21 protein-coding genes are annotated in these 23,589 nt (G+C 68.4%); 10 read left to right on the top strand and 11 right to left on the bottom strand.

Translation table 11 applies throughout. The features are described 5' to 3' along the window. Positions 1 to 135: 135 nt before the first annotated feature. From dnaA to mutM, 5 genes are all read right to left on the bottom strand, one after another. Positions 136 to 1,599, bottom strand: coding sequence for a chromosomal replication initiator protein DnaA (gene dnaA, locus AC1DSZ_RS05660; protein ID WP_476837427.1), 1,464 nt, complete (start codon positions 1,597 to 1,599; stop codon positions 136 to 138). 967 nt (positions 1,600 to 2,566) lie between these two features. Further along, complete coding sequence (gene rpsT / locus AC1DSZ_RS05655; RefSeq protein ID WP_188515741.1) at positions 2,567 to 2,833, bottom strand: 30S ribosomal protein S20; 267 nt, start codon at positions 2,831 to 2,833, stop codon at positions 2,567 to 2,569. Between the two features lie 162 nt (positions 2,834 to 2,995). Continuing rightward, on the bottom strand, positions 2,996 to 3,793 hold the full coding sequence (locus AC1DSZ_RS05650; RefSeq protein WP_476837392.1) for a TSUP family transporter: 798 nt from the start codon (positions 3,791 to 3,793) through the stop codon (positions 2,996 to 2,998). A 30-nt stretch (positions 3,794 to 3,823) separates the two neighbouring features. Beyond that, positions 3,824 to 4,612, bottom strand: a complete 789-nt coding sequence (locus AC1DSZ_RS05645; RefSeq protein WP_476837391.1) for an enoyl-CoA hydratase — start codon at positions 4,610 to 4,612, stop codon at positions 3,824 to 3,826. Between the two features lie 99 nt (positions 4,613 to 4,711). Next, positions 4,712 to 5,596 (bottom strand): bifunctional DNA-formamidopyrimidine glycosylase/DNA-(apurinic or apyrimidinic site) lyase, encoded by an 885-nt coding sequence (gene mutM / locus AC1DSZ_RS05640; RefSeq protein ID WP_476837390.1) that lies wholly within the window; start codon positions 5,594 to 5,596, stop codon positions 4,712 to 4,714. Between the two features lie 84 nt (positions 5,597 to 5,680). Here mutM and ubiE point away from each other — a divergent pair, with 84 nt between their 5' ends. The 6 genes from ubiE (at position 5,681) to cysK (ending at position 11,298) form a co-directional block, all read left to right on the top strand. Continuing rightward, entirely contained in the window at positions 5,681 to 6,457 is a 777-nt protein-coding gene (gene ubiE / locus AC1DSZ_RS05635) for a bifunctional demethylmenaquinone methyltransferase/2-methoxy-6-polyprenyl-1,4-benzoquinol methylase UbiE (protein ID WP_476837389.1), read from the top strand. A 7-nt stretch (positions 6,458 to 6,464) separates the two neighbouring features. Next, a complete protein-coding gene (ubiB, locus tag AC1DSZ_RS05630) occupies positions 6,465 to 8,042 on the top strand; it encodes a 2-polyprenylphenol 6-hydroxylase (RefSeq protein WP_476837388.1) in 1,578 nt (525 codons plus the stop codon). 25 nt (positions 8,043 to 8,067) lie between these two features. Next, positions 8,068 to 9,297, top strand: a complete 1,230-nt coding sequence (coaBC, locus tag AC1DSZ_RS05625; RefSeq protein WP_476837387.1) for a bifunctional phosphopantothenoylcysteine decarboxylase/phosphopantothenate--cysteine ligase CoaBC — start codon at positions 8,068 to 8,070, stop codon at positions 9,295 to 9,297. Next, a complete protein-coding gene (gene dut / locus AC1DSZ_RS05620; RefSeq protein ID WP_476837386.1) occupies positions 9,288 to 9,758 on the top strand; it encodes a dUTP diphosphatase in 471 nt (156 codons plus the stop codon). Before coaBC ends, dut begins: the two co-directional genes overlap by 10 nt. 24 nt (positions 9,759 to 9,782) lie before the next feature. After that, the gene (locus AC1DSZ_RS05615; RefSeq protein WP_476837385.1) at positions 9,783 to 10,229 is read left to right on the top strand and encodes an RrF2 family transcriptional regulator; all 447 of its coding nucleotides are present in this window, start codon (positions 9,783 to 9,785) and stop codon (positions 10,227 to 10,229) included. 79 nt (positions 10,230 to 10,308) lie between these two features. Further along, a complete protein-coding gene (cysK, locus tag AC1DSZ_RS05610; protein WP_188515750.1) occupies positions 10,309 to 11,298 on the top strand; it encodes a cysteine synthase A in 990 nt (329 codons plus the stop codon). 190 nt (positions 11,299 to 11,488) lie between these two features. Here the strand turns inward: cysK and AC1DSZ_RS05605 are convergent, their stop codons facing one another. The 4 genes from AC1DSZ_RS05605 to fabA form a co-directional block, all read right to left on the bottom strand. Next, on the bottom strand, positions 11,489 to 13,852 hold the full coding sequence (locus AC1DSZ_RS05605) for a xanthine dehydrogenase family protein molybdopterin-binding subunit (RefSeq protein ID WP_476837384.1): 2,364 nt from the start codon (positions 13,850 to 13,852) through the stop codon (positions 11,489 to 11,491). Between the two features lie 108 nt (positions 13,853 to 13,960). Then, positions 13,961 to 14,815 carry an enoyl-ACP reductase FabI gene (fabI, locus tag AC1DSZ_RS05600; RefSeq protein ID WP_476837383.1) on the bottom strand — a complete coding sequence of 285 codons (855 nt, stop codon included), beginning with the start codon at positions 14,813 to 14,815 and terminating at the stop codon, positions 13,961 to 13,963. 28 nt (positions 14,816 to 14,843) lie between these two features. Next, positions 14,844 to 16,067 carry a beta-ketoacyl-ACP synthase I gene (gene fabB / locus AC1DSZ_RS05595; RefSeq protein ID WP_476837382.1) on the bottom strand — a complete coding sequence of 408 codons (1,224 nt, stop codon included), beginning with the start codon at positions 16,065 to 16,067 and terminating at the stop codon, positions 14,844 to 14,846. 94 nt (positions 16,068 to 16,161) lie between these two features. Beyond that, positions 16,162 to 16,677, bottom strand: a complete 516-nt coding sequence (gene fabA, locus AC1DSZ_RS05590; protein ID WP_188515754.1) for a 3-hydroxyacyl-[acyl-carrier-protein] dehydratase FabA — start codon at positions 16,675 to 16,677, stop codon at positions 16,162 to 16,164. 281 nt (positions 16,678 to 16,958) lie between these two features. Between fabA and irrA the strand changes: the two genes are divergently transcribed. Next, positions 16,959 to 17,429, top strand: a complete 471-nt coding sequence (gene irrA, locus AC1DSZ_RS05585; protein ID WP_476837426.1) for an iron response transcriptional regulator IrrA — start codon at positions 16,959 to 16,961, stop codon at positions 17,427 to 17,429. A gap of 63 nt (positions 17,430 to 17,492) precedes the next feature. On the opposite strand, the gene AC1DSZ_RS05580 is transcribed toward irrA, so the two are convergent. Then, positions 17,493 to 18,041 carry an SH3 domain-containing protein gene (locus AC1DSZ_RS05580; RefSeq protein WP_476837381.1) on the bottom strand — a complete coding sequence of 183 codons (549 nt, stop codon included), beginning with the start codon at positions 18,039 to 18,041 and terminating at the stop codon, positions 17,493 to 17,495. 191 nt (positions 18,042 to 18,232) lie between these two features. Between AC1DSZ_RS05580 and AC1DSZ_RS05575 the strand changes: the two genes are divergently transcribed. The 3 genes from AC1DSZ_RS05575 (at position 18,233) to AC1DSZ_RS05565 (ending at position 21,424) form a co-directional block, all read left to right on the top strand. Beyond that, on the top strand, positions 18,233 to 19,228 hold the full coding sequence (locus AC1DSZ_RS05575; protein WP_476837380.1) for a 2-hydroxyacid dehydrogenase: 996 nt from the start codon (positions 18,233 to 18,235) through the stop codon (positions 19,226 to 19,228). Positions 19,229 to 19,363: 135 nt separating this feature from the next. Then, positions 19,364 to 20,296 (top strand): dihydrodipicolinate synthase family protein, encoded by a 933-nt coding sequence (locus tag AC1DSZ_RS05570; protein WP_476837379.1) that lies wholly within the window; start codon positions 19,364 to 19,366, stop codon positions 20,294 to 20,296. A gap of 27 nt (positions 20,297 to 20,323) precedes the next feature. Beyond that, positions 20,324 to 21,424: an NAD(P)/FAD-dependent oxidoreductase gene (locus AC1DSZ_RS05565; protein ID WP_476837378.1), complete on the top strand. Its 1,101-nt coding sequence runs from the start codon at positions 20,324 to 20,326 to the stop codon at positions 21,422 to 21,424. Position 21,425: 1 nt separating this feature from the next. Here the strand turns inward: AC1DSZ_RS05565 and pbpC are convergent, their stop codons facing one another. Next, complete coding sequence (gene pbpC, locus AC1DSZ_RS05560) at positions 21,426 to 23,513, bottom strand: penicillin-binding protein 1C (protein ID WP_476837425.1); 2,088 nt, start codon at positions 23,511 to 23,513, stop codon at positions 21,426 to 21,428. Between the last annotated feature and the right edge of the window lie 76 nt (positions 23,514 to 23,589).

Raw genomic sequence — 23,589 nt, 5'->3', positions numbered from 1 at the left:
AAAGGAATGGAACCGGCGTTGACCCGGCCAAGGGGCGAGCACAATGGCGCGGCCGATCCGCCCACGCAAGGGCGTGGACGGGGCTGCAGCAAGCTGTCCCCGCCCAAAACGCCGCATCGGGCCGCAGCCGCGATCCTACTCCTGCAGCATGCGCTTCAGGAGCTCGACATCGTCCCGCAGGCTCGGGTCGGCCTGCACGCAGCCCTCGATCTTGCGCACGGCGTGCAGCACCGTCGTGTGGTCGCGTCCGCCGAAACGCCGGCCGATCTCTGGCAGCGATCGCAGCGTGAGCTGCTTCGACAGGTACATGGCGATCTGGCGCGGCTTCACGACGCCGGCCGACCGTCGCGACGACAGGATGTCGGCCCGGCTGACATTGTAGTGCGTGGCGACGAGCTTCTGGATGTCCTCGATGCGGACCTTCTTGGGCTCGCGCGACCGGACGAGGTCCCGGATCGCGGTCTCGGCCGACTCCACCGTGGCCGAGGAGCCGGACAGGGTCGTATGAGCGAGCAGCCGGTTCACCGCGCCGTCGAGGTCGCGGCCGTTGGTGGTGATCATCCGGGCCACGTAGCCGACCACCGCGGGGCTGACCTCGAAGCTTTGGTGATGCACGCGGGCCGCCGCGATGCGGGTCTCCAGGATCTTGATGCGCAGCTGTTCGTCCAGCGAGCCCATCTCCACCACGAGGCCGCCCGCCAGGCGGGAGCGCACGCGCTCGTCGAGGCTTTCCAGTTCGCCCGGAGCCCGGTCGGCCGCGATCACGACCTGCCGGCCGGCGTCGATCAATGCGTTGATGGTGTGGCAGAACTCCTGCTGGATCGACTTGCCCTGCAGGAACTGCACGTCGTCGATCACCAGGAGGTCGATGCCGCGCAGCCGCTCCTTGAAGGCGATCGCCGTCTGGGCCTTCAGGGCGGCCACGAAGCCGTACATGAACCGGTCCGCGGTGAGGTAGATCACCCGCTTGCCGGACGCGATCACCTCATGGGCGACGGCTTGAAGCAGGTGGGTCTTGCCGAGGCCCACGGCCGAGTGAACATAAAGCGGATTGTAGAGCGGCGGCGCGCCGGCCTCGATGCGGGCGACCCGCTCGCCGGCCGCATGCGCCAGGGCGTTGGAGCGCCCGACCAGGAAGCTCGAGAAAGTCAGGCGGCGGTCGAGCGGCGACCCTTGCAGGCCGTCGGCGTCGGCCAGCGCCGGCTGCATGCGCTCCGGCGACGGCGCGGAATGGCCTGCCTTGGGCTCGGAAGACCGCATGCCGGGCTGCGGCCGCGGGCCGCCGGCGCCGTTTTCGACGGTTGCGACGCGGACCGCGGGGCGCTGCGCGCTGCGAACAAACAGGTTGATCTCGGAAACGCCCTCGCATTCGGCCGAGACCAGCGTGCGAACACGGTCAAGATAATGCGCCTGGATCCAGCTTTTCAGAAAGCGCGTCGGCACCGAGAGCTGCGCCACGCCATCGATCACCTCGACGAGGTCAAGACGGCCGAACCAGCTCGAAAACACGTCATCTCCGAGCTCGGCGCGAAGCCGGCGCCGCACCCGATCCCAAGCTTCGTCGCGGTCCACCCTGAGAGCCTCCCCACTGTTGTGCATCGATTCCAGGGCCGCTTCGCGTTCAGCTGATTGAAACATCGTGTTCTCGCAAAAGGCGCCACATGCTCGCGCGCTGGTCGCGGCGAGTTGTGGCCATGTCTGTGATCTGTCGGTCGCTGGATATGGGCCTCTCGGGCCCTTGGGTCAGCTGAGCGGAGAGGTCCCGCTCGCCACACGCCTGAACGGCGTTCCCACCCTTTCGGTCGCAGGCTCCCCAGCCACGCGCTCTGCTTCAGCCATCCTTGCCCCCTCGGTCCGGCTAAGTATATTTCCAGACGTCATTGCTTGCCCGCTGCATCTTGAAAGGAATTCTGTCGATCACGATTGGTTCGACGACTCCTGAGTTTTCTTATCGTTACCCCTGCTCACAAAACCGGCGACTTCTATTGATACACGACTTAGGCAACGCGAATCCTTCAGCCTGAAGTCAGGCTTGTGGGCCGTCGGTACCTACTGAGGGATGGGCCAGGACGTCGTCCCGGCGTGAAAGGACCTTACACAGGGGCCCCGGGGGGTGCAACACGGCCGCGGGTGAGTCCGCCCCTTGCGGGGAGGACTCAGGCAAGCGCTCCCGCGGGGTTCCGAGCGGTCGTGCACAGCAAATTGTTGAGTCAGTTCACGATTCCTTAAGCCCCACGCCGCCCCCCAAGACCCGGCCCGGGACGCGAGATTCTTTTAAGCCGTTATGACCATTCTGCGACGGCGTGGGCGATTCAGGCTCTGCGCTGACCTTTGGGCCTTAAGCCACGACGATCATTGAACTTTTTCTGCGCAGCAAAGAGCCTCAAACCAGCTTGGCCGCGGCCTTAATGCTGGCATGCCTGTCAAGTCCAAATCGGCGTCAGAATGTCGTTTCGCGCACGTGCGCGACCGCTGAGGCGCCGCCGACACGGCCTCTGAAAGCGGCCCTCAAACGCAAAAAGCCCGGCCAGAAGGCCGGGCTTTGCAACAGTTAAAACGGGGCAGATCAGGCGGTCAGCGACGCGATCGCGTGAGCCAGCCGCGACACCTTCCGGGAGGCGGTGTTGCGATGGACGATGCCCTTCTGGGCGGCGCGCACCAGGACGGGCTCGGCGGCCTTGAAGGCTTCGGTCGCGGCGGTCTTGTCGCCGGCCTTGATGGCTTCCTCGACCTTCTTGACGAAGGTGCGCATGCGCGACCGGCGGCTACGGTTCACGGCCGTGCGGCGTTCGATCTTGCGGGCGGCCTTCTTTGCCGAGGGTGTATTGGCCATCAGTTCGTCCTCATTGCGCGCCGACCGATCAGTGTCGGGTCGCAGGCCGCGCCGTGTTCCTGGGAAAATTGGCGGGAGCCCGTCGAACGCGCCGGCCGGCTCTCATGTGTGCGGGCTTCTACACGCTGCCCGGCGGATCGTCAACGCTCTTTGCCCGCTCGATCAGCCGCCCGCCAGGATGCGCGACAGCGCCTGCCGCAGCGGATTGGCCGGATCGGCCATGAGCCGCGCCGCGACCGCCAAGCAGACGATGATCAAAAGCGGCCGGATCAGCCGCGCGCCGTGCCGCAGCGCGAGCCGCGCGCCGATTTGCGCGCCCGCGAAGGAGCCCGCCGCCATCACGAGGCCAACGGGCCAGACCACGAGGCCAGACCAGATGAAAAGCGCCAGCGAGGCGCCGTTGCTGGAAACATTCAGCAGCTTGGTGTTGCCGGTCGCGCGCACGAGCCCGAGCCCGAGCAGCGTCACCATGCCGACCATATAGAAGGAGCCGGCGCCCGGACCGAAGAAGCCGTCATAGAACCCGACCAGCGGCGCGACCGTGGCGCCGAAGACCCAGGGCGGAATGCGCCGCCGGGCGTCCTCGTCGCGCATCTTGGGCGACAGGCCGAAATAAAGCGCGATGGCGACGAGAAGGATCGGGATCACGCCCGCCAGCACGTTCCCGGCGAGATGGCGCACCGCGAAGGCGCCGGCCAGCGCGCCAAGGGCCGCCGTGGCGGCCATCGGCAGGCTCTCCCGCCAGGCGATTTTGCCGGCCCGCGCAAAGGACCAGGTCGCCGACGCGGTGCCGAACACGCCCTGCAGTTTGTTGGTCGCGACCGCGCTCACCGGGTCGAAGCCGGCCAGCAGCAGCGCCGGCACCGTCATGAGCCCGCCGCCGCCCGCGATGGAGTCGAAGAACCCGGCCAGCAGGGCGACGAGCCCGAGCAGGCCGAGCGTGATGAGATCGAGCTCCATGCGGGGAGAGGCCTTTCGGGCGCGCGCGCCTCAGCTGTTGGTGAAGCCGGGCTTGCGCTTGTCCACGAAGGCGCCCATGCCCTCCTTCTGGTCCTGCGTGGCGAACATGGCGTGGAACACGCGCCGCTCGAAGCGGATGCCTTCGGCCAGCGTGGTCTCGTAGGAGCGGTTGACGCTCTCCTTGGTCATCATCGCGATGGGCAGCGACATGCCGGCGATCTGGGCCGCGACCTTCAACGCCTCGTCGACGAGTTCGGCCGCCGGCACGACGCGGGAGACCAGCCCGGCCCGCTCAGCCTCGGCGGCGTCCATTATCCGGCCGGTGAGGCACATCTCCATCGCCTTGCTCTTGCCGACGAAGCGCGTCAGCCGCTGCGTGCCGCCGGCTCCCGGCATGACGCCGAGCTTGATCTCGGGCTGGCCGAACTTCGCGGTGTCGGCCGCCAGAATGAAGTCGCACATCATCGCGAGCTCGCAGCCGCCGCCGAGCGCGAAGCCCGCCACCGCGGCGATGATTGGCTTGCGCTTCTGGCCGATGCGGTCCCAGGCGGTGATGAAGTCGTCCAGGTAGGTGCCCGGGTAGGTTTTGCTCTGCATCTCCTTGATGTCCGCGCCGGCCGCAAAGGCCTTCTCGGACCCGGTGATCACCACGCAGCCGATGCCGGGGTCGCGCTCGAAGCCGTCCAGCACGCCGTCCAGCTCTGCGATGATCTGCGCGTTCAAGGCGTTCAGCGCCTGCGGGCGGTGCAGCCGCACGAGGCCGACGCGGCCATGCGTCTCGACCAGGATGGTCTCGTAGGTCTTGGCGGTATCGGACATCGGCTCCTCCCATCGTGCGTTTGGTTCAAGCGCTATCGCGGCGCAGCGTCCGCCGCAACACACAGCCGCGCAAGGCCGCCTGCGCGCCGCCGCACCGGCTCAGCGCTGGCACGTCGCGCAGAAAAACGTCGAGCGGCCCGACTGCACGATCCGCTGCACAACGCCCCGGCAGCCCGGCGTGGGGCAGGGCTCGCCCTCGCGGTCATAGACCCTGAAGCGATGCTGGAAATAGCCGAGCGACCCATCCGTCTGCGCGTAGTCGCGCAAGGACGAGCCGCCCGCCGCCACGGCCTCCTCGAGGGTTTCGCGGATCGTCACGGACAGCCGCTCCGCCTTGGCTGTCGGGCCGCCGTCCTGCCGGGCGATGGTTCCGGCCGCCCGGCGCGGCGACAGGCGCGCCCGGTGCAGCGCCTCGCACACATAGATGTTGCCGAGCCCGGCCACGAGCCGCTGGTCCAGAAGCGCGGCCTTCAGGGGCGCGCTCTTGCGGGCGAACAGGGTCGCCAGCGACGCCCCGTTCAGCGCGTTGCCGAGCGGCTCGATGCCCATCTGCCGAAACAGCGGGTGCTCGGCCAGCGTCGCCCGCTCGGCGATGGTCATGAAGCCGAACCGCCGCGCGTCATTATAAGTGACGGTGGCGCCGTTGGAGAGCCGGAACACCACATGGTCGTGCGGCAGCAGCCCGCCGGCTTCGTGGTGGAACTCGCCCAATTGGGCCACGTCCCCGCCCGGCGTCGCCACCGTGAAGCGGCCGCTCATGCCCAGATGCATGACCAGCACTTCGCCATTGTCGAGGTCTGCCAGAAGGTACTTCGCCCGCCGCCCGAGCGCCTCGATGGTGCGGCCCGCGAGGCGCTCGGCGAAGCGCTCGGGAAACGGGAAGCGCAGGTCCGCCCGGCGCTGGTCCACGCTCACGATCCTGGCTCCCACCATGGCGGGTTCGAGCCCGCGGCGGACGGTTTCGACTTCGGGGAGCTCCGGCATTTCCACCTGCGCACGTGTGAGCAAGCCACATAGCGCCCCGCGCGCCCGCGCGCTATGGTCCGCGCCGCAAACAGGGACGTGATCATGCAAGCGGGCAGGACCCAGGGCGACGACGCGGCGGCCGAAACGCATTTCGGCTACACGACGGTGCCGCTCGGGCAGAAACAGTCGATGGTCGACGAGGTGTTCCACAAGGTCGCCAACCGCTACGACCTGATGAACGACCTGATGTCGGCCGGCCTGCACCGCGCCTGGAAAGAGGCGCTGGTCTCCACCCTGCGGCCGCCGCAGTTGAAGCCCTACCGCCATCTCGACGTGGCGGGCGGCACCGGCGACGTCGCGTTCCGCGTGCTGGACGCCGCCGGCCCGCAGGCGCACGTCACCGTGGTGGACATCAACGCCGACATGCTGGCGGTGGGCCGCGAGCGAGCGCCGGCGCGGCTCGAGGGCCGCATCGACTTCGTGGAAGGCAACGCCGAGAGCCTGCCCTACCCGGACAAGAGCTTCGACGCCTACACGATCGCGTTCGGCATCCGCAACGTGCCGCGCATCGACCTCGCGCTGGCGGAGGCCTATCGCGTGCTGAAGCGCGGCGGCCGTTTCCTGTGCCTCGAATTCTCCCATGTCGACGTGCCCGTGCTGGACCGGATCTACGACGCCTATTCGTTCACGGCCGTGCCGGCGCTCGGAAAGGTCGTGACCGGCGACGGCGAGCCCTACCGCTACCTCGTGGAATCCATTCGCAAGTTCCCGCGCCCGGCCGTGTTCTCGGCCATGATCCGCGAGGCGGGGTTCGGACGGGTCACCGACAGGCCGATGAGCGGCGGCATCGTGCGGCTCCACTCCGCCTGGAAGCTGTGAGCCCGGCGTGCTGACCTCCATCGTCCATCTGCTGCGCCTTGCGCGCGTCGGCTTCGTGCTGGCGCGCGAAGGCGCGTTCGGCCTCATCGATCCCAACGAGCTGCCGGCGGGCGCGAAGCCCGCTTTGTGGGCCGTGCGCCTCCTGGAGCGCCGCGGCGCCGGCGACGGAGCCCAGCGCCTCGCCGCCGCGCTCACCCGCATCGGGCCGTCCTACGTCAAGTTCGGCCAGTTCCTCGCCACCCGGCCGGACGTCGTCGGCGTGCGCGTGGCGCGCGATCTGGAAGCCCTGCAGGACCGCATGGCCCCGTTCGGCCGCGCCGAGGCGGTGTCGATGATCGAAGCCTCGCTGGGTGCGCCGCTCGACAGCATCTTCGTGGCGTTCAGCGAGCCCGTGGCAGCAGCCTCCATCGCGCAGGTGCATCGCGCCACCGTGCGCACCGCCACGGGCGACCGCGACGTCGCCGTGAAGGTGCTGCGCCCGGGCGTGCGCGCCCGTTTCCGGCGCGACCTGCGCGCCATGGCGTTTCTGGCCCGCTCGGTGGAGCGCCTGGCTCCGGAAACCCGCCGACTGAAGCCGATGGGCATCGTCGACACGCTGGCGCGCTCCGTCGCCATGGAAATGGATCTCCGGCTGGAGGCCGCCGCCCTTTCGGAGATGGCCGAGAACACCCGCGAGGACGCGGATTTCCGCACCCCGGTCCCGGACTGGGAGCGCACTTCGCGCGACATCCTCACCATGGAGTGGATCGACGGCCTGCCGCTCAACGCCCTCTCGGCTATCGACGAGAAGGGCTATGACCGCGTCGCGCTCGGCCGCAGCGTGATCCAGTCCTTTCTGCGCCATGCCCTGCGGGATGGCTTCTTCCATGCCGACATGCATCCCGGGAACCTGTTCGTCGACACGACGGGCCGGCTTTGCGCCGTGGATTTCGGCATCATGGGGCGCCTCGGCCCCAAGGAGCGGCGCTTCCTGGCCGAGATCCTGCTCGGCTTCATCACCCGCAACTACCGGCGGGTCGCCGAGGTGCATTTCGAGGCCGGCTACGTGCCGGGCCGCCACTCGGTGGATGACTTCGCCCAGGCCATCCGGGCCATCGGCGAGCCCATCCACGACCGCACGGCCGACCAGATTTCGATGGCCAAGCTGCTGACGCTGCTGTTCGAGATCACCGGCATCTTCGAGATGACGACCCGCACCGAACTCGTGATGCTGCAAAAGACCATGGTGGTGGTGGAGGGCGTCGCCCGCAATCTCGACCCCCGCCTCGACATGTGGCGCACCGCCGAGCCCGTCGTGCGCGAGTGGATCGAGCGCAATCTCGGGCCGCTCGGCCGCATCGAGGAGGCCGGCCGCGGGGCCATGGATTATGCCAGGCTCTTCGGCAACATCCCGTCGCTGATGAATCGCGCCGAGCGGCTGGTGCTCGACCTCGAGGACTCGGCCGTGAACGGTTTCCGCCTCGCGCCCGAAAGCCTCGAAGGCATCGGCCGCGCCGAGGCGGAGCGCAATCGATGGTCCACGGTGGCGCTGTGGATCATCGCCATCTGCGTCTTCGCCGCGACCTTGCGCATTCTGTCGTGGTAAAACGCCCGCGAACCCGGAGCCCGTCATGACGATCGCCGGCCAACGCATCCTCCTGATCATCGGCGGCGGCATCGCGGCCTATCGGTCGCTGGAGCTGATCCGAGCCTTCAAGAAGCGCGGCGCATCGGTGCGCTGCATTCTCACCAAGAGCGCGGGGGAGTTCATCACCCCGCTCTCGGCCTCCAGCCTGTCGGGCGACAAGGTCTACACGGACCTGTTCTCGCTCACCGACGAAGCCGAGATGGGCCATATCGAGCTGTCGCGCGACGCCGACCTCCTCGTTGTGGCGCCGGCCACCGCCGACCTCATGGCCAAGATGGCGCACGGGCTGGCGAGCGACCTTGCTTCCACGGCCCTGCTGGCGACCGACAAGCGCGTGCTGATCGCGCCCGCCATGAACGTCCGCATGTGGGAACACCCGGCCACCAAGCGTAATTTGGAGATGCTGCGCGCCGACGGCGTCGCCGTGGTGGGTCCCGACCAGGGCGAAATGGCCTGCGGCGAATTCGGCTATGGCCGCATGGCCCAGCCGGACGCCATCGCGGACGCCGCCGCCCTCCTGCTGCGCGCTCCCGGCGGCGGCCCGCTCGCCGGCAAGCGCGTCCTCGTCACCTCCGGGCCGACCCACGAGCCGCTCGACCCGGTGCGCTTCATCGCCAACCGGTCGTCCGGCAAGCAGGGCCACGCCATCGCGCGCGCGGCCGCCGATCTTGGCGCGGACGTCACGTTGGTCAGCGGCCCGGTGTCCATCCCGGACCCGGTCGGCGTCACGGTGGTGCATGTCGAGACCGCCCGCGAGATGCTGGCGGCCGTTGAAGCCCACATGCCGGTCGACGCCGCCGTGTTCTGCGCCGCCGTGGCGGATTGGCGTGCCGCCCAGCCGGGGGAAGAGAAGCTGAAAAAGGACGGCTCGGGCGCGCCGAGCTTCTCGCTGGTCGAGAACCCCGACATCCTCGCGACGATCGCCACGCGCACCGAAGGCCGGCCCACGCTGGTGGTCGGCTTCGCGGCCGAAACCGAGAAGGTGATCGAGCACGCGCAGGCGAAGCTCGCCCGCAAGGGCTGCGACTGGATCGTCGCCAACGACGTCAGCCATGCGGGGCCGGGCGTCGGCGTGATGGGCGGCGACCGCAACACCGTCTCGATCGTCTCGCAGGCCGGCGTCGAGAACTGGCCGACCATGGGCAAGGATGCGGTCGCAACCCGGCTGGCCGAGCGCATCGCCGAGCAGCTGAAGGACACCCAATGGGTCTGACCCCGATGCAGGACCTCGCCGTCGGCGTCGTCCGCCTGCCGCACGCGCGCGACCTCCCGTTGCCACGCTACGAGACGATCCACAGCGCCGGCATGGATTTACTCGCCGCTATTGGCGAAAACGAAAAAATCACGTTGCAAAATGGGGAAAGGGCCCTTGTACCAACCGGGCTGAAGCTCCACCTGCCAGATAGCTACGAAGCTCAGGTTCGGCCCCGGTCGGGCTTGGCGCTGAAGCACGGCGTGACCGTGCTGAATGCGCCCGGCACGATCGACGCGGATTACCGCGGGGAGGTCGCCGTGGTGCTGATCAACCACGGCGCGGCTCCCTTCGAGATCACGCGCGGCATGCGGATCGCCCAGCTCGTGGTCGCGCCGGTCACGCGCGTGCGGCTGGAAGAGCGGGATACGCTCTCCGAGACCGAGCGCGGCGCAGGAGGATTTGGGTCGACGGGTGTGTGACGCCCGCTCGCGCGGGGGGAATGCATGATCCTGTTGTCACGGCGCAGTCTGCTGGCCATTGCGGCCGTGGTCGATATCGCGCTCCACGCCCGGCCGACTCCTGTCGCCGCCAAGCATCTCGCGCAGCGTCACAACCTGCCGCCCCGGCATCTAGAAACCATGCTGCAAGCGCTCGTGCGCGCCGGGATCCTCAAGGGCGTTCGCGGCCCGCGCGGCGGCTACGAAATCGCCCGTGAGCGCCGCCGTATCACGGCCGGCGACATCGTGCGCGCCGCCATGGCCTCCACGGGAGAGGATTCCATGCCGCCCATCCCCGAATCCAAGCTCGTGGACGAGGTGATCGGCCCCACCGTGAAGCGCGCCGGCGACGCCTTTCTGCGGGAGCTGGACGGCGTCACGGTGGATGACCTGTGCCGCCAGGCGGACGGCATCTACCGCGACATTCCCATCACGGCTGATTTCACGATCTAAAATGTAGATTTCGTGTTCACGTCGACATTTCGCGTGAATATGCGCTATACTGGCTCCACTGACCGATCGGAGGACGACCATGGCCAATCCCGCCGCTTTGCACTCTGCCCCTGAAACCGGCACGGCGCCGGGTCGCGGTCGGATCTACGATTCCATCACGGACACCATCGGCAATACGCCGATCGTCCGCCTGAGCCGCCTGGCGAAAGAGAAGGGCGTCCACGGCAATCTTCTCGCGAAGCTCGAATTCTTCAATCCGATCTCCAGCGTGAAGGACCGCATCGGCGTCAACATGATTGACGCCCTGGAAGCGTCCGGCGCGATCCAGCCCGGCGCGACCCTGATCGAGCCGACCTCCGGCAACACCGGCATCGCGCTCGCCTTCACGGCGGCGGCGCGCGGCTACAAGCTGATCCTCGTCATGCCCGAGTCGATGTCGATCGAGCGCCGCAAGATGCTGGCGCTGCTGGGCGCGCAACTCGACCTCACGCCAGCGCCGCTGGGCATGAAGGGCGCTATCGCGCGCGCCGAGGAGCTCAAGGCCCAGACGCCCGGCTCCGTCATCCCGCAGCAATTCGCCAACCCGGCCAATCCGGACATCCACCGCCGCACCACCGCGGAGGAGATCTGGAACGACACGCACGGGCAAATCGACTACTTCGTCTCCGGCGTCGGCACGGGCGGCACCATCACGGGCGTCGGCCAGGTGCTGAAGCCGCGTCGTCCCACCCTGAAGGTGGTGGCCGTGGAGCCGGAGGACTCGCCGGTGCTGTCAGGCGGCCAGCCTGGGCCTCACAAGATCCAGGGCATCGGCGCCGGCTTCGTCCCGCAGGTGCTGGATCGCTCCGTGATCGACGAGGTGATCACGGTCGGCAACCAGACCTCCTTCGACACCGCGCGCCTGCTCGCCCGCATCGAGGGCATTCCGGTCGGCATCTCGTCCGGCGCGGCTGTCGCGGCGGCGCTCGAGATCGCGGCCCGGCCTGAGGCCAAGGGCAAGAACATCGTGATCATCATCCCGTCCTTCGCCGAGCGCTATCTCTCGACCGCGCTGTTTGAAGGGCTGTGAGAGACCCAATCGGCTGAACAAAAAAGGCGGCTCTCGAAGCCGCCTTTTTTTGTTAGAAGTCCTCTCGCCGTCATCCCCGGCGGCGCGTAGCGCCGGGAAGGGGATCCAGCGCAATGCCGGACATTCGGCTGGATCCCCTTCCCGACCTGCTTCGCAGGTCGCCGGGGATGACGGCGATAGTGTTCAATCCTTAAGCCGCCGCCGTGCCCTTGGCCTGCTGGATGGCCTCCCACACGCGCTTGGGCGTTGCCGGCATGTTCATCTGCCGAATGCCGACCTCCGCGAGCGCGTCGTTGATGGCGTTCATCACCGACGGCAGCGCGCCGGCGCAGCCCGCCTCGCCGCAGCCCTTGGCCCCGAGCGGGTTCGTGGTCGCGACGGTGGGCCGGCTCTCGAACGTGAACGCCGGCATGTCGTCGGCCCGCGGCATGGCGTAGTCCATGAACGAGCCCGTCACGAGCTGCCCGCCGGCGTCGTATTCGGTGAATTCCATCAGGGCCTGGCCGATGCCCTGCATCACGCCGCCATGCAGCTGGCCTTCCACCAGCAGCGGGTTCACGACCGTACCGAAATCGTTGACCATCACGTAGCGCACCACCTTGGTGACGCCCGTGTCCGGGTCGATCTCGACCTCGGCGATGTGACAGCCATTCGGGTAGGCTGACGGCGAAAGCCGGTGCACGTGGTCGACGTCCAGCGACTTGGGCGCATCGTCCGGCAGCCGCAGCGCGCCGCCGCGCAGCTGGGCGGCGAGCTCCATCACGCCGATGCCCCGGTCGGTGCCCGCGATCGTGAAGCGTCCATTCGCGAACTCGATGTCCTCGACGCCCGCCTCCAGCGCGTGGGAGGCGATGATCCGGCCCTTTTCGATCACCTTCTCGGACGCTTCCGCGATGGCCGCGCCAGACGCCATGATGGACTTGGACCCGCCCGTTCCGCCGCCCGAGATCAGCCGGTCGCTGTCGCCCTGCACAAGCTTGATCTTGTCGAAGGGCACGCCGAGCTTGGTGGTGAGCACTTGAGCAAACGGCGTCCAGTGGCCCTGGCCGTAGTCGAGCGTGCCGGTGACGATCGTGACCGTGCCGTCGGCCTCGAAATGGATGCCGCCCATCTCGTTCATGGGCGGGGCCGTCACCTCCAGGTAGCAGCCGATACCGCGCCCGCGCAGCAGGCCGCGCTTGCGGCTGTCGCGCTTGCGCTGGGCGAAGCCCTTCCAGTCCGCCGCCTCGACGGCGCGCTCCAGAAGGGCCGTGAAGTCGCCCGAGTCGTACACGGTGTCGACCGGCGTCTTGTAGGGCATCTGCGACGGCTTGATCTGGTTGCGCTTGCGCAGGCTGACAGGATCGATCCCCATCTCGCGCGCCGCCTGGTCGATCAGCCGCTCCATGAAGTAGTTGCCCTCGGGCCGGCCGGCGCCCCGATAGGCCCCGATCGGCGCCGTGTTGGTGAACATGCAGCGCGTGTCCACCTGGAACAGCGGCGTCAGGTATGTGCCGACGCCGTTCTTGTGGATGTTCAGCGTCGACATCAGCGGCGCCACGGGCGAGAGATACCCGCCCATGTTGCTGTGCCCGCTGATGCGCACGGCCAGGAACTTGCCCTTCGCGTCCAACGCCAGCTCGGCATGGACGTTCTGGTCGCGGCCATGGTGGTCGGACACGAAGCTGTCGGAGCGCGCGTCCGTCCACTTCACCGGCCGGCCGAGCGTCTTGGCGGCGTGGAGGAGTGAGACATATTCGGGGAACACCGAGCCCTTCATGCCGAACGAGCCGCCGACATGGCCCGTGATGACATGGACGTCCTTGGGCTCGACCTTCAGCACGCCCGCCAGATTGTTGCGGAAGCCGAACACGCCCTGCGTCGGCACGTTCAGCACGTAGCGGCCGTCCTTGAACTGAGCCAGCGCCGCGCGCGGCTCCAGCGAGTTCACGACGATGCGGTTGTTGGCGATGTCCAGCTTCGTCACATGCGCGGCGGACGCGAACGCCGCCTCCACCTGCTCGGTGGGGCCGAAATGGTAGTCCAGCGCGCAATTGCCGGGGGCTTCGTCGTAAATGGTCGGCGCACCCGGCTTGTCGGCCTCTTCGGGGGTCGCGACGGCGGGCAGCGGGTCGATGTCGAGCGCCACCGCCTCGGCGGCGTCGCGCGCCTGCACGGCCGTCTCGGCGATCACGAACGCGACCGGGTCGCCCACGAAGCGCACCTTGTCCACCGCGAGCGAGGGCCGGTCGGGCGTCACCATCGCGGAGCCGTCGCGCTGCTTCTGCACCATGATGCATTTCAGCGTGCCGTAACCGGCCGCCACCAGGTCCGCGCCCGTATAGGCCGCCACCACGCCGGGCATCTCGAGCGCCGCCGAGAGGTCGACCCCGTTCAACACGCCATGCGCGTAGGGGCTGCGGACGAATGCCGCATAGAGCTGGCCGTCGACGTTCACGTCGTCCGTGTAGCGGCCTTCGCCGCGCACCAGGATCGGATCCTCGTTGCGGGACACCGGCTGGCCGATGCCGAATTTCATGAGGGACAGGTCGGAAGGGTCCGTCGGCTTGTTCATGACGTGCGAGAACTCGGGTGAGGCGGGATCACCGGAGTCTAGCGCGTTGCGACGGGAAGGCGATACCCAGCCGGGCAGGGCTCCGCCGCGCCTGCGGCATGGAGGCCGCTATTCGGCCGCCTGCCCGGTGGCTTCCGCCTGCTCCTCGGCGGCCGTTTCGGCCGCATCGACGGTCTTCAGCGCGTCCGGCGCTGGCATCGAGATTATGTTGTAGCCCGAATCCACGTAGTGAATCTCGCCCGTGACGCCGCTCGACAGGTCCGACAGGAGGTACAGCGCCGATCCGCCGATCTCGTCGATCGACACCGTCCGGCGCAGCGGCGCGTGGCGCTTCTGGTAGTTGAACATCAGCCGGGCGTCCGTGATGCCCGCGCCCGCCAGCGTCCGCACCGGCCCGGGCGACAGCGCGTTCACCCGGATGCCCTGCGGGCCGAAATCGCCCGCCAGGTAGCGCACGCTCGCCTCCAGCGCCGCCTTGGCGACGCCCATGACGTTGTAGTTCGGCATCACGCGCGTCGACCCGCCATAGGTCAGCGTGATCATCGAGCCGCCATCCGCCATCAGGGCGGCCGCGCGTTTCGCTACCTCGGTGAACGAGAAGCACGAAATCACCATGGTGCGCGAGAAGTTCTCGCGCGTGGTGTCGGCGTAGAGCCCCTTGAGCTCGTTCTTGTCCGAAAAGCCGATGGCATGGACGACGAAGTCGATCTTGCCCCAGGCATCCTTCAGGGCCGCGAACACGGAGTCCACTGTCGCGACGTCCTCGACGTCGCAGGGCAGCACGAGCTTGCTGCCGAGGCTGGCGGCCAGAGGCTCCACGCGCTTGCGCAGGGCGTCGCCCTGATACGTGAAGGCCAGCTCGGCCCCGTGCTCGGCCAGCGTCTTGGCGATGCCCCACGCGATCGAATGGTTGTTCGCGACCCCCATGATGAGGCCGCGCTTGCCGGACATGAACGACGACATGCCGTGATCCTTTTCTGGATGGGGCGCGTCAGGCGTCCGGGTGCTTCATCACGATCGTCGCGTTGGTGCCGCCGAACCCGAAGGAGTTGGACAGCACCGTGCCGAGCTTCACGTTGTCGATCCGCTTGCGGACGATGTTCATGTCCGCGAACTCGGGATCGAGCTCCTCGATGTTGGCGCTCTCGCAAATGAAGCCGTTCTGCATCATCAGCAGCGAGTAGATCGCCTCCTGCACGCCCGTCGCGCCCAGCGAGTGGCCGGTCAGCGACTTGGTGGCCGAGATCGGCGGGCACTTCTCGCCCGTGCCGAACACCTGCCGGATCGCCTCGATCTCCTTCTGGTCGCCCACCGGGGTCGAGGTCGCGTGCGGGTTGATGTAGTCGATCGGGGTCTTCACGCCCACGAGCGCCTGCTTCATGCAGCGGATCGCGCCCTCGCCGGACGGGGCCACCATGTCATAGCCGTCCGAGGTCGCGCCGTAGCCGACGATCTCGCCATAGATCTTGGCGCCGCGCGCCTTGGCGCGCTCGTATTCCTCCAGCACCAGCACGCCGGCGCCGCCCGCGATCACGAAGCCGTCGCGACTGCGGTCATAGGCGCGCGAGGCCACGGCCGGGCGGTCGTTGTACTTGGTCGACATCGCCCCCATGGCGTCGAACAGCACCGAGAGCGACCAGTCGAGCTCCTCGCAGCCGCCCGCGAATATCACGTCCTGCTTGCCGTACTGGATCATCTCATAGGCGTTGCCGATGCAATGGTTCGACGTCGCGCAGGCGGACGAGATCGAATAGTTCACGCCCTTGATCTTGAACCAGGTCGCCAGCGTCGCCGAAGCAGTGGACGACATGGCCTTCGGCACCGCGAACGGGCCGATGCGCTTCGGGCCCTTCTCGCGGGCGATGTCGGCCGCCTCCACGATGGTGCGGGCCGAAGGGCCGCCCGACCCCATGATGATGCCGGTGCGCTCGTTGGAGATGTCGCTCTCCTCGAGCCCCGAATCGCGGATCGCCTGATCCATCGCGACATGGTTCCAGGCCGTGCCGGTGGCGTGGAAACGCATGGCGCGCCGGTCCACGAGCTCCGACGGGTCGAGCTGCGGCTGGCCATGCACCTGGCAGCGGAATCCGAGCTCGGCGTAGCGATCGGCCCGAACGACGCCGGACTTGGCCTCGCGCAGGGAGGCCAGCACTTCCTGGGTGGTGTTGCCGATGGATGAGACGATGCCCATGCCGGTCACGACGACGCGCTTCATGGTGTCGGCTCCTTTTCAAATGAGCGACCAGGGACCGAACGCCCGCTGGCCGGAGAACAGATGAAACTCTTGAACGTCAACAACGCGGCAGGTTTCAGACCGGGTCGGCGGCCTTGAACAACCCGACGCGCAGGTCCTTGGCGTCGTAGATGCGCCTACCGTCCGCCTCGAGCCAGCCGTCGGCCACGCCGAGCACCAACTTGGAGCGGAACACCCGCTTCAGGTCCACGCCGTAGACCACCTTCTTGACGCTGGGAAGAACCTGGTCGGCGAACTTTACCTCGCCGACGCCGAGCGCCCGCCCGCGGCCTTCCGCCCCGAGCCAGCCCAGGAAGAACCCGGTCAACTGCCACAAGGCGTCCAGGCCGAGGCAGCCCGGCATCACCGGATCGCCCTTGAAGTGGCACGGAAAGAACCAGAGGTCCGGCCGGATCTCAAGCTCGGCCCGGATCATGCCTTTGCCGTTCGGTCCGCCCGTCTCGCTGACTTCGGAGATGCGGTCGAACATCAGCATCGGCGGGAGGGGGAGCTGGGCGTTGCCCGGCCCGAACATCTCGCCGCGTCCGCAGGCGAGAAGGTCCTCATATTCGTAGCTCGAGCGCTGCTGCATCTCCCCGAAGGGCTCCGTCCCGTCATGGTAAGTGGGAGCGACGCCCGAGGGCTCGCCCGTTCGCGGCTGCGTTGGTATCACAGCGGCTCTCGCATCGAAAGCCGGAACAGGCGCCCGAGGTTCCCGGCAAACCGATCTTAAGGCTAGGGGTTGGCGCGGGTTGCGGCGAGGGCTTGCGCTTCCTATGATAATGAAAGCAACAGCAGGACCGCTTTCCCCCTATGACGGAACTCACGCGCATCGGCCTTCGCGCATCCTCGTCCGCGCAGCAGGCCCCCCGGATGACGCCGCCGGCCGCAGCCGCCGCGAATCCCGGCGCGTGGCCGAACCAGAGCGGCTGCCTGTTCCACGATCTTCGCGGCAAGCTGCGCCAGGCCGGGTTGCGTCCGACCCGCCAGCGGGTCGGCCTCGGCTGGCTGCTGTTCGCCAAGGGCGATCGCCACGTCACCGCCGAGGTTCTGTTCGAGGAAGCCTCCAAGGCCCGCGTGCCGGTCTCGCTCGCGACCATCTACAACACGCTGCACCAGTTCACCGAAGCCGGCCTGCTGCGTGAAGTCGCCGTCGAGGGCGCCAAGACTTATTTCGACACGAATGTGAGCAACCATCATCACTTCTACGTCGAGGGCGAGAACACCCTGCACGACGTGGAAGGCGACCAGGTTCAGGTCTCGTCCCTGCCGGAAGCCCCCGAGGGGATGGAAATCGCTCGCGTGGACGTCATAATTCGGCTGCGCAAGAAGTCCGCGCGCTAAGCGGCCTCTTCTCCAAGGCCGGTTCCGCCGCTTTGCAGGTCGGAACGGCCGCAGGTTCCTAACTCACTCCACCCGCTCGTTCGGATAAACGCCCCAGAGCTTGTCCTGGGGCATGAAGCCGTCGAATCCCTGGCCGATCACCCGGCACCACTGGCCGTCGCAGGACTTCAACGTAGCGAGGACGCCGGGCTGCAACTGGGCGACGAGATCGCCCTTCTGGTTGGGACGGTTGAACAGCGGCAGCGGCCCCTGCTTCCACCAGGGCGCGACCAACGCGGTGCGGCGTCCGGACAACAGGCTGTGCAGCACCCAGCCTTCCGCGCCGTCCGAATCGCGGATGCGGCGCCAGGTCTCGGCCTCGGCCGTGATCTCGACCGGCAAGCCGGCCCGCTGGAACACCCACGTGGTGCGATGATCCTTGGACGGGCCCTCCCGCAGGTTCACGCGATCCGACTTCAGGCTCACATAGCGCGGCACCGGCAAGCCGGAGGCCGTTCCGGCCGTGGTCCCGTCAGCCGCCCGAACGCCCGGGGCGGTCACCGTCAATGACGCGACCGCAAGCGCGAGAACGAGCAGCAGGCGAGGGAAGCTCTGGCGAAAATCGATGCGCATCAACGGAGCCGTTGGTTCTCAATCTTTAGTCCCGGGTCGCCGGGCGTTGTTTTTCCCCAAGCGCCTCGGTAGACAGGGCTGGTAGCCTGAACGGCGCAGAGGGACACCTCCGGTTGTCTCCCGGTCGTCGTTAATGGTTGGTGAATGCGGCGGCTCGCGGTTGCCGCCACGGGTGGGGGATAGCGTTGGTCATGACCAAGAAGAAGCCGCTCGTCGTCGTCACGCGCAAGCTCCCGGACGTGGTCGAAACGCGCATGCGCGAGCTCTTCGACGCGCGCCTCAACGTCACGGATGCGCCGATGAGCGCCGGCGAACTCGCCGAGGCGGTGCGCACCGCCGATGTGCTGGTGCCCACCGTGACCGACAAAATCGATGCCTCCGTGCTCGCCCAGGCGGGTGAGAACCTTCGGCTGATCGCGAATTTCGGCAATGGCGTCGACAATATCGACGTGCAGTCGGCGCTGTCGCGCGGCATCACGGTCACCAACACGCCCGGCGTACTGACCGAGGACACGGCCGACATGACCATGGCGCTGATCCTCGCGGTAGCGCGCCGCATCGCCGAGGGCGCGCGCACCATCCCGGACGAGAGCTGGAACGGCTGGTCGCCGACCTGGATGCTGGGCCACCGCATCACCGGCAAGCGGCTCGGCATCGTCGGCATGGGCCGCATCGGCCAGGCGCTGGCGCGTCGCGCCAAGGCGTTCGGCCTGCAGGTGCACTATCACAACCGCCGCCGCGTCTCGTCCTCCATCGAGGAAGCCCTTGAGGCGACCTACTGGGATTCGCTGGACCAGATGCTGGCCCGCATGGACGTCGTGTCGGTGAACTGCCCGCACACGCCCGCGACCTATCACCTCCTGTCGGCGCGCCGCCTCAAGCTGATGAAGCGCGAGGCCATCCTGGTGAACACCGCGCGTGGCGAGATCATCGACGAAAACGCGCTTACCCGCATGCTGGAAGCCGGCGAGATCGGCGGCGCCGGCCTCGACGTGTTCGAGCACGAGCCGGCCATTTCGCCCCGCATGCTGAAGCTGGCGCGCCAGCACAAGGTCGTGGTGCTGCCCCATATGGGGTCGGCCACCATCGAGGGCCGCGTCGACATGGGTGAGAAGGTCATCGTCAACATCAAGACCTTCATGGACGGCCACCGTCCGCCGGACCGCGTCCTCCCCGCCATGCTTTGAGGCCGCGACAGCCCACACGAAAGGATTGTTCTTTACCCTGATACAATCGACGCCCGGCCCTGCGCCGGGCGCGCTTGCTCCACCGCCCTCCCGCCGTTAGACGCAGAGGGAGAAATTGCGGCCGGGAGCAGCGCCATGTTCGGTATTCACGCCAGCGGGGTCTACCCCATCGCCCCGACGCCGTTCACGGACGCGGGCGAGATCGATTGGGCGTCCACCGACCGGATGATCGACTGGTACCGGGAGATCGGGGCCACCGGCCTCACGATCCTCGGCATTATGGGCGAAGCCCCGAAGCTGGATCCGGCCGAAGCCGTCGAGTTCGCGACCCGCATCATCCGCCGTGCGCAGGGCCTGCCCGTGCTGGTCGGCGTCTCGGCCCCGGGCTTTGCGGCCATGCGGTCGCTTGCCCGCACCGTCATGGACGCGGGCGCGGGCGGCGTCATGATCGCGCCGCCGCCGGCCTTACGCACCGACGACCAGATCGTCGGCTACTACGCGCAGGCCGTGGAGGCGATCGGGACCGACATCCCGTTCTGCATCCAGGACTACCCGCTGACGCTCACGGTCGTGATGACCCCTAAAGTGATCCAGCGCATCATCACCGACAACCCGTCTTGCGTGATGCTGAAGCACGAGGACTGGCCGGGGCTGGAGAAGATCTCCACCCTGCGCCGCTTCGAGGCCGAAGGGTCGCTGCGCCATGTCTCGATCCTCACCGGCAATGGCGGGCTGTTCCTGGATTTCGAGATGGAGCGCGGCGCCGACGGCGCGATGACCGGCTACGCCTTCCCGGAGATGCTCGTCGATGTCGTGCGCCTCTCGGCCGCGGGCAAGCGCGACGACGCGCACGACCTGTTCGACGCGCATCTGCCGCTTGTTCGCTACGAGCAGCAGGCCGTGATCGGCCTGGCGGTCCGCAAATACATCCTGAAGCGACGCGGCATTCTCCAGTCGGACGCGCAGCGCAAGCCTGGCTCCGCCATCACGGCCGCCGGCAAGGCCGAGGTCGAGTACCTGCTCGCGCGGCTGGCCCGTCGCGATCCGCGCGCCGGCAAGCTGGTGTGAGGCCATGAGGCGAGCGGAGAAGCTGTCATGAGCGACGTCGACGCTATCGTGGTCGGGGCCGGCGTGGTCGGACTCGCGATCGCCCGGGAGCTCGCTCTGTCGGGCCGCTCCGTGGTCGTGCTCGAACAGGCCGAGGGCATCGGCACCGAGACCTCCTCGCGCAACAGCGAGGTGATCCACGCGGGGCTCTACTACCCGGCCGGCAGCCTCAAGGCCCGGCTCTGCGTCGAGGGCAGGAAGCTGCTCTACGCTTTTTGCGAGAGCCACTACGTCCCCCACCGGCGCTGCGGCAAGCTGGTGGTCGCCACCGACGAGGTCGAGCTCGCGGCCGTGGAGGCGATCCGCCTCAAGGGGCTGCACAACGGCTGCGACGACCTGGAGATGATCTCCGGCGAGGCCGCCCGCGCGATGGAGCCGGCTTTGAACACCGTCGGGGCGCTATGGTCGCCCTCCACGGGCATCATCGACAGCCACGCCTACATGCTCGCCCTCCAAGGCGACGCCGAGCAGGCGGGCGCGGGTTTCGCATTCCACACTCCGTTCCTGCGCGCCGACGCGACCGGCAATTCAATCGTGGTGGAGACCGGCGGCGCCGAGCCGATGCGGCTCACGACGTCGCTGCTGATCAACAGCGCCGGCCTGCACGCCTCCCGGGCCGCCAACGCCATCGAGGGGTTGGACCCTTCCGCCGTGCCGGTGACGCAGTACTGCAAGGGCAACTATTTCGTTCTGACCGCCAAGGCGCCCTTCACCCGGCTTATCTACCCGGCCCCGCACACCCACGGCCTCGGCGTCCACCTCACCATCGATCTCGGCGGGCAGGCGCGTTTCGGCCCCGACATCGAGTGGGTCGACGATCTCGCCTACGAGGTCGATCCGAAGCGCGGCGAAGGCTTCGACGCCGCCATCCGGAAATACTGGCCCGGCCTGCCCGAGAATGCGCTCGCGCCCGGCTACGCGGGCATCCGGCCCAAGATTTCCGGCCCGCATGATCCCGCGCCGGATTTCCGCATCGACGGGCCGGCCGACCATGGCGTGCCCGGCCTGGTCAACCTCTACGGAATGGAAAGCCCCGGCCTCACGGCTTCGCTGGCGATCGCCGCCGAAGTGGTGCGCAAGCTCGGCTGAGCTATTCCAGCCGCACCATCACGCTGTCGGTCGCGCCCGCGGCGTCCATCACGCTCACGCGCGCAAAGCCCGCTCCGTCGGGGCGCCACGCGCCCTGCCGCCGCGCTTCGGGCTCGCCTACCGGGCGGCCGTTGACCATCCAGGTGAGCGGCGGCACGCCGCCCAGCGCCTTCAGGGCCAGGCTCGCATCCGGGGTCGGACCGGCCGAGAGGCCGAGGTCCACCCGAGCGCCGTCGGGCGGGAATGCGATCTTCAACGGCGCGTTCGCGGCCGCCGCCACCGAGCGCGGCGCGTCCCGGCGCAACCGGCGCAGGGGAGGCGGCAGCGTCGCCGACGTGGCGAACAGGGCGTCGCGCGGCGCCGCGATGGGCTCCGGCTCGCCGCCAAGCCGCGCGAAGGCGTCAAACAGGATCGGCGCCGCGACCTGCCGGCCGACGAGCCCCGGCACGGCCGCGCCGTCCGGTCGTCCCACCCAGACGCCGATCGTCACGCGCTTGTCGAAGCCCACCGCCCAGGCGTCGCGATAACCGTAGGACGTGCCCGTCTTGAACGCGATGCGGCCCGCCGGCGAGTTGGCGGGCGGCGGCGCCCCGCGCAGGATGTCGAACACGTACCAGGAGGACAGCAGCTCGGCGATCCGCCGCCCCGGCTCGCCGGTCGGCGGCGCGTCCGCGCGCCATTGCAGCGCCGGAGCTTCGCCGCCGCGCGCGAGCCCGGCATAGAGCCGAACGAGGTCGGTGAGCCTGATCCCGAGCCCGCCCAGCCCCACGGCCAGCCCGGGCGCGGCCTCCTTGGGCACCACGATGTCGGCACCGGCTTGCCGCAGCCGCGCCAGGAAGCGCGCCGGCCCGACATCGGCCAGCAGTTCCACGGCCGGCACGTTCAGCGACAGCTGCAGCGCCCGCCGCGCCGTCACCGTGCCCTGGAACGAAAGGTCGAAGTTCTCCGGCGCATAGAGCCCGAAGCGGGACGGCCGGTCGTCCAGGATGGTTTCGGGGTGCGCCAGCCCGTTTTCGAAAGCCAGCGCGTAGATGAAGGGCTTCAGCGCCGAGCCGGGCGACCGCACGGCCTGGGCCATGTCCACCGCGCCGGCCCGCGCGACGGACAGGTAATCCGCCGCCCCCACATGCGCCCGCACGGCCCCGGTGGCGTTGTCCACCGCCAGGATGGCGATGGAGAGCCGTGGCCCCAGCGCATCGGCCCGCTCGCGCGCGAGGCTTTCCAGCGTCGCCTGCAGCCGCGCCTCGACGGCGAGCCGATGCACGCGCCGGCCGGGCTCTGCCCGCATGGCCGCCTCGGCCGCATGGGCGGCCAGCATCGGGACGGTCCGCCGGGCCGTCGGGACGGGCTCGGTCCTGGCCAGCGCCGCCTCCGGTCGGCCAAGCGCTCCAAAGCGCGCCGCTCGTTCAAGCACACGGTCGCGCGCCGTCTGGGCCGCGTGGGCGTAGCGGTCCGGCCGCCGCGTTTCGGGCGACTGCGGCAGGGCGGTCAGCAACGCCGCCTCGGCGGTGGTCAGGCGCTTGGGCTCCTTGCCGAAATAGGACAGCGACGCCGCGCGCAGCCCTTCGATGTTGCCGCCATAGGGCGCGAGGGCGAAATAGAGGTCGAGGATCTGGTCCTTGCTGAAATGCCGCTCCAACTGCACGGCCCGCACGGCCTGCCGCAGCTTCGCCGATAGCGTGCGCTCCTCGCGCGGCTCCAGCAACCGCGCCACCTGCATGGTGAGCGTCGATCCGCCCGACACCACGCGCCCGTTGCGAAGCGCCTGCCAGCCGGCCCGCACGAAAGAGCGCCAGTCCACGCCCGGATGCGAGCGGAAGCGTCGGTCCTCATAGGCGACCAGCATGGCGGTGAAGCGTGGGTCGACCTCCGCGGTGGTCACCGGCAACCGCCAGCGCCCATCCGCGGTCGTGAACGCCCGCAGCAGCTTGCCGTCCCGGTCCGTCACCGTCACCGACCCATCCTCGACGCGCGACAGGTCGAGCGGGCCGAGACTGGTCGTGAAAAACCACAGCGCCGCGCTCGTGGCGGCGACGACCGCCAGACCCGCCAGGCCGACTACGGCAAGACACTGCTTCAGTCGCTTCATCGGGATGAGCGCTTCGGCAGATTGGTCGCCGGAACCGGGCGCGCTCACAACGGCCTCCCGCCCGCGACCATGCCAC

It is taken from the genome of Alsobacter sp. P4_H11 (assembly GCF_056400925.1).
The sequence above is the reverse complement of the archived record's forward strand: the minus strand, read 5'-3'. Positions and strand labels throughout refer to the sequence as shown.

What these genes read in the sequence shown, in the direction of transcription:
- irrA (WP_476837426.1), top strand. Translation starts at nt 16,959, where the DNA reads ATGACGCCGCCGGCCGCAGCCGCCGCGAATCCCGGCGCGTGGCCGAAC.
- mutM (WP_476837390.1), bottom strand. Translation starts at nt 5,596, where the DNA reads ATGCCGGAGCTCCCCGAAGTCGAAACCGTCCGCCGCGGGCTCGAACCC.
- AC1DSZ_RS05650 (WP_476837392.1), bottom strand. Translation starts at nt 3,793, where the DNA reads ATGGAGCTCGATCTCATCACGCTCGGCCTGCTCGGGCTCGTCGCCCTG.
- fabA (WP_188515754.1), bottom strand. Translation starts at nt 16,677, where the DNA reads ATGCAGCAGCGCTCGAGCTACGAATATGAGGACCTTCTCGCCTGCGGA.
- cysK (WP_188515750.1), top strand. Translation starts at nt 10,309, where the DNA reads ATGGCCAATCCCGCCGCTTTGCACTCTGCCCCTGAAACCGGCACGGCG.
- rpsT (WP_188515741.1), bottom strand. Translation starts at nt 2,833, where the DNA reads ATGGCCAATACACCCTCGGCAAAGAAGGCCGCCCGCAAGATCGAACGC.
- fabB (WP_476837382.1), bottom strand. Translation starts at nt 16,067, where the DNA reads ATGAAGCGCGTCGTCGTGACCGGCATGGGCATCGTCTCATCCATCGGC.
- AC1DSZ_RS05605 (WP_476837384.1), bottom strand. Translation starts at nt 13,852, where the DNA reads ATGAACAAGCCGACGGACCCTTCCGACCTGTCCCTCATGAAATTCGGC.
- dnaA (WP_476837427.1), bottom strand. Translation starts at nt 1,599, where the DNA reads ATGCACAACAGTGGGGAGGCTCTCAGGGTGGACCGCGACGAAGCTTGG.
- AC1DSZ_RS05565 (WP_476837378.1), top strand. Translation starts at nt 20,324, where the DNA reads ATGAGCGACGTCGACGCTATCGTGGTCGGGGCCGGCGTGGTCGGACTC.
- dut (WP_476837386.1), top strand. Translation starts at nt 9,288, where the DNA reads ATGGGTCTGACCCCGATGCAGGACCTCGCCGTCGGCGTCGTCCGCCTG.
- ubiE (WP_476837389.1), top strand. Translation starts at nt 5,681, where the DNA reads ATGCAAGCGGGCAGGACCCAGGGCGACGACGCGGCGGCCGAAACGCAT.
- AC1DSZ_RS05645 (WP_476837391.1), bottom strand. Translation starts at nt 4,612, where the DNA reads ATGTCCGATACCGCCAAGACCTACGAGACCATCCTGGTCGAGACGCAT.
- fabI (WP_476837383.1), bottom strand. Translation starts at nt 14,815, where the DNA reads ATGTCGTCGTTCATGTCCGGCAAGCGCGGCCTCATCATGGGGGTCGCG.
- AC1DSZ_RS05570 (WP_476837379.1), top strand. Translation starts at nt 19,364, where the DNA reads ATGTTCGGTATTCACGCCAGCGGGGTCTACCCCATCGCCCCGACGCCG.
- AC1DSZ_RS05580 (WP_476837381.1), bottom strand. Translation starts at nt 18,041, where the DNA reads ATGCGCATCGATTTTCGCCAGAGCTTCCCTCGCCTGCTGCTCGTTCTC.
- coaBC (WP_476837387.1), top strand. Translation starts at nt 8,068, where the DNA reads ATGACGATCGCCGGCCAACGCATCCTCCTGATCATCGGCGGCGGCATC.
- AC1DSZ_RS05615 (WP_476837385.1), top strand. Translation starts at nt 9,783, where the DNA reads ATGATCCTGTTGTCACGGCGCAGTCTGCTGGCCATTGCGGCCGTGGTC.
- AC1DSZ_RS05575 (WP_476837380.1), top strand. Translation starts at nt 18,233, where the DNA reads ATGACCAAGAAGAAGCCGCTCGTCGTCGTCACGCGCAAGCTCCCGGAC.
- pbpC (WP_476837425.1), bottom strand. Translation starts at nt 23,513, where the DNA reads ATGAAGCGACTGAAGCAGTGTCTTGCCGTAGTCGGCCTGGCGGGTCTG.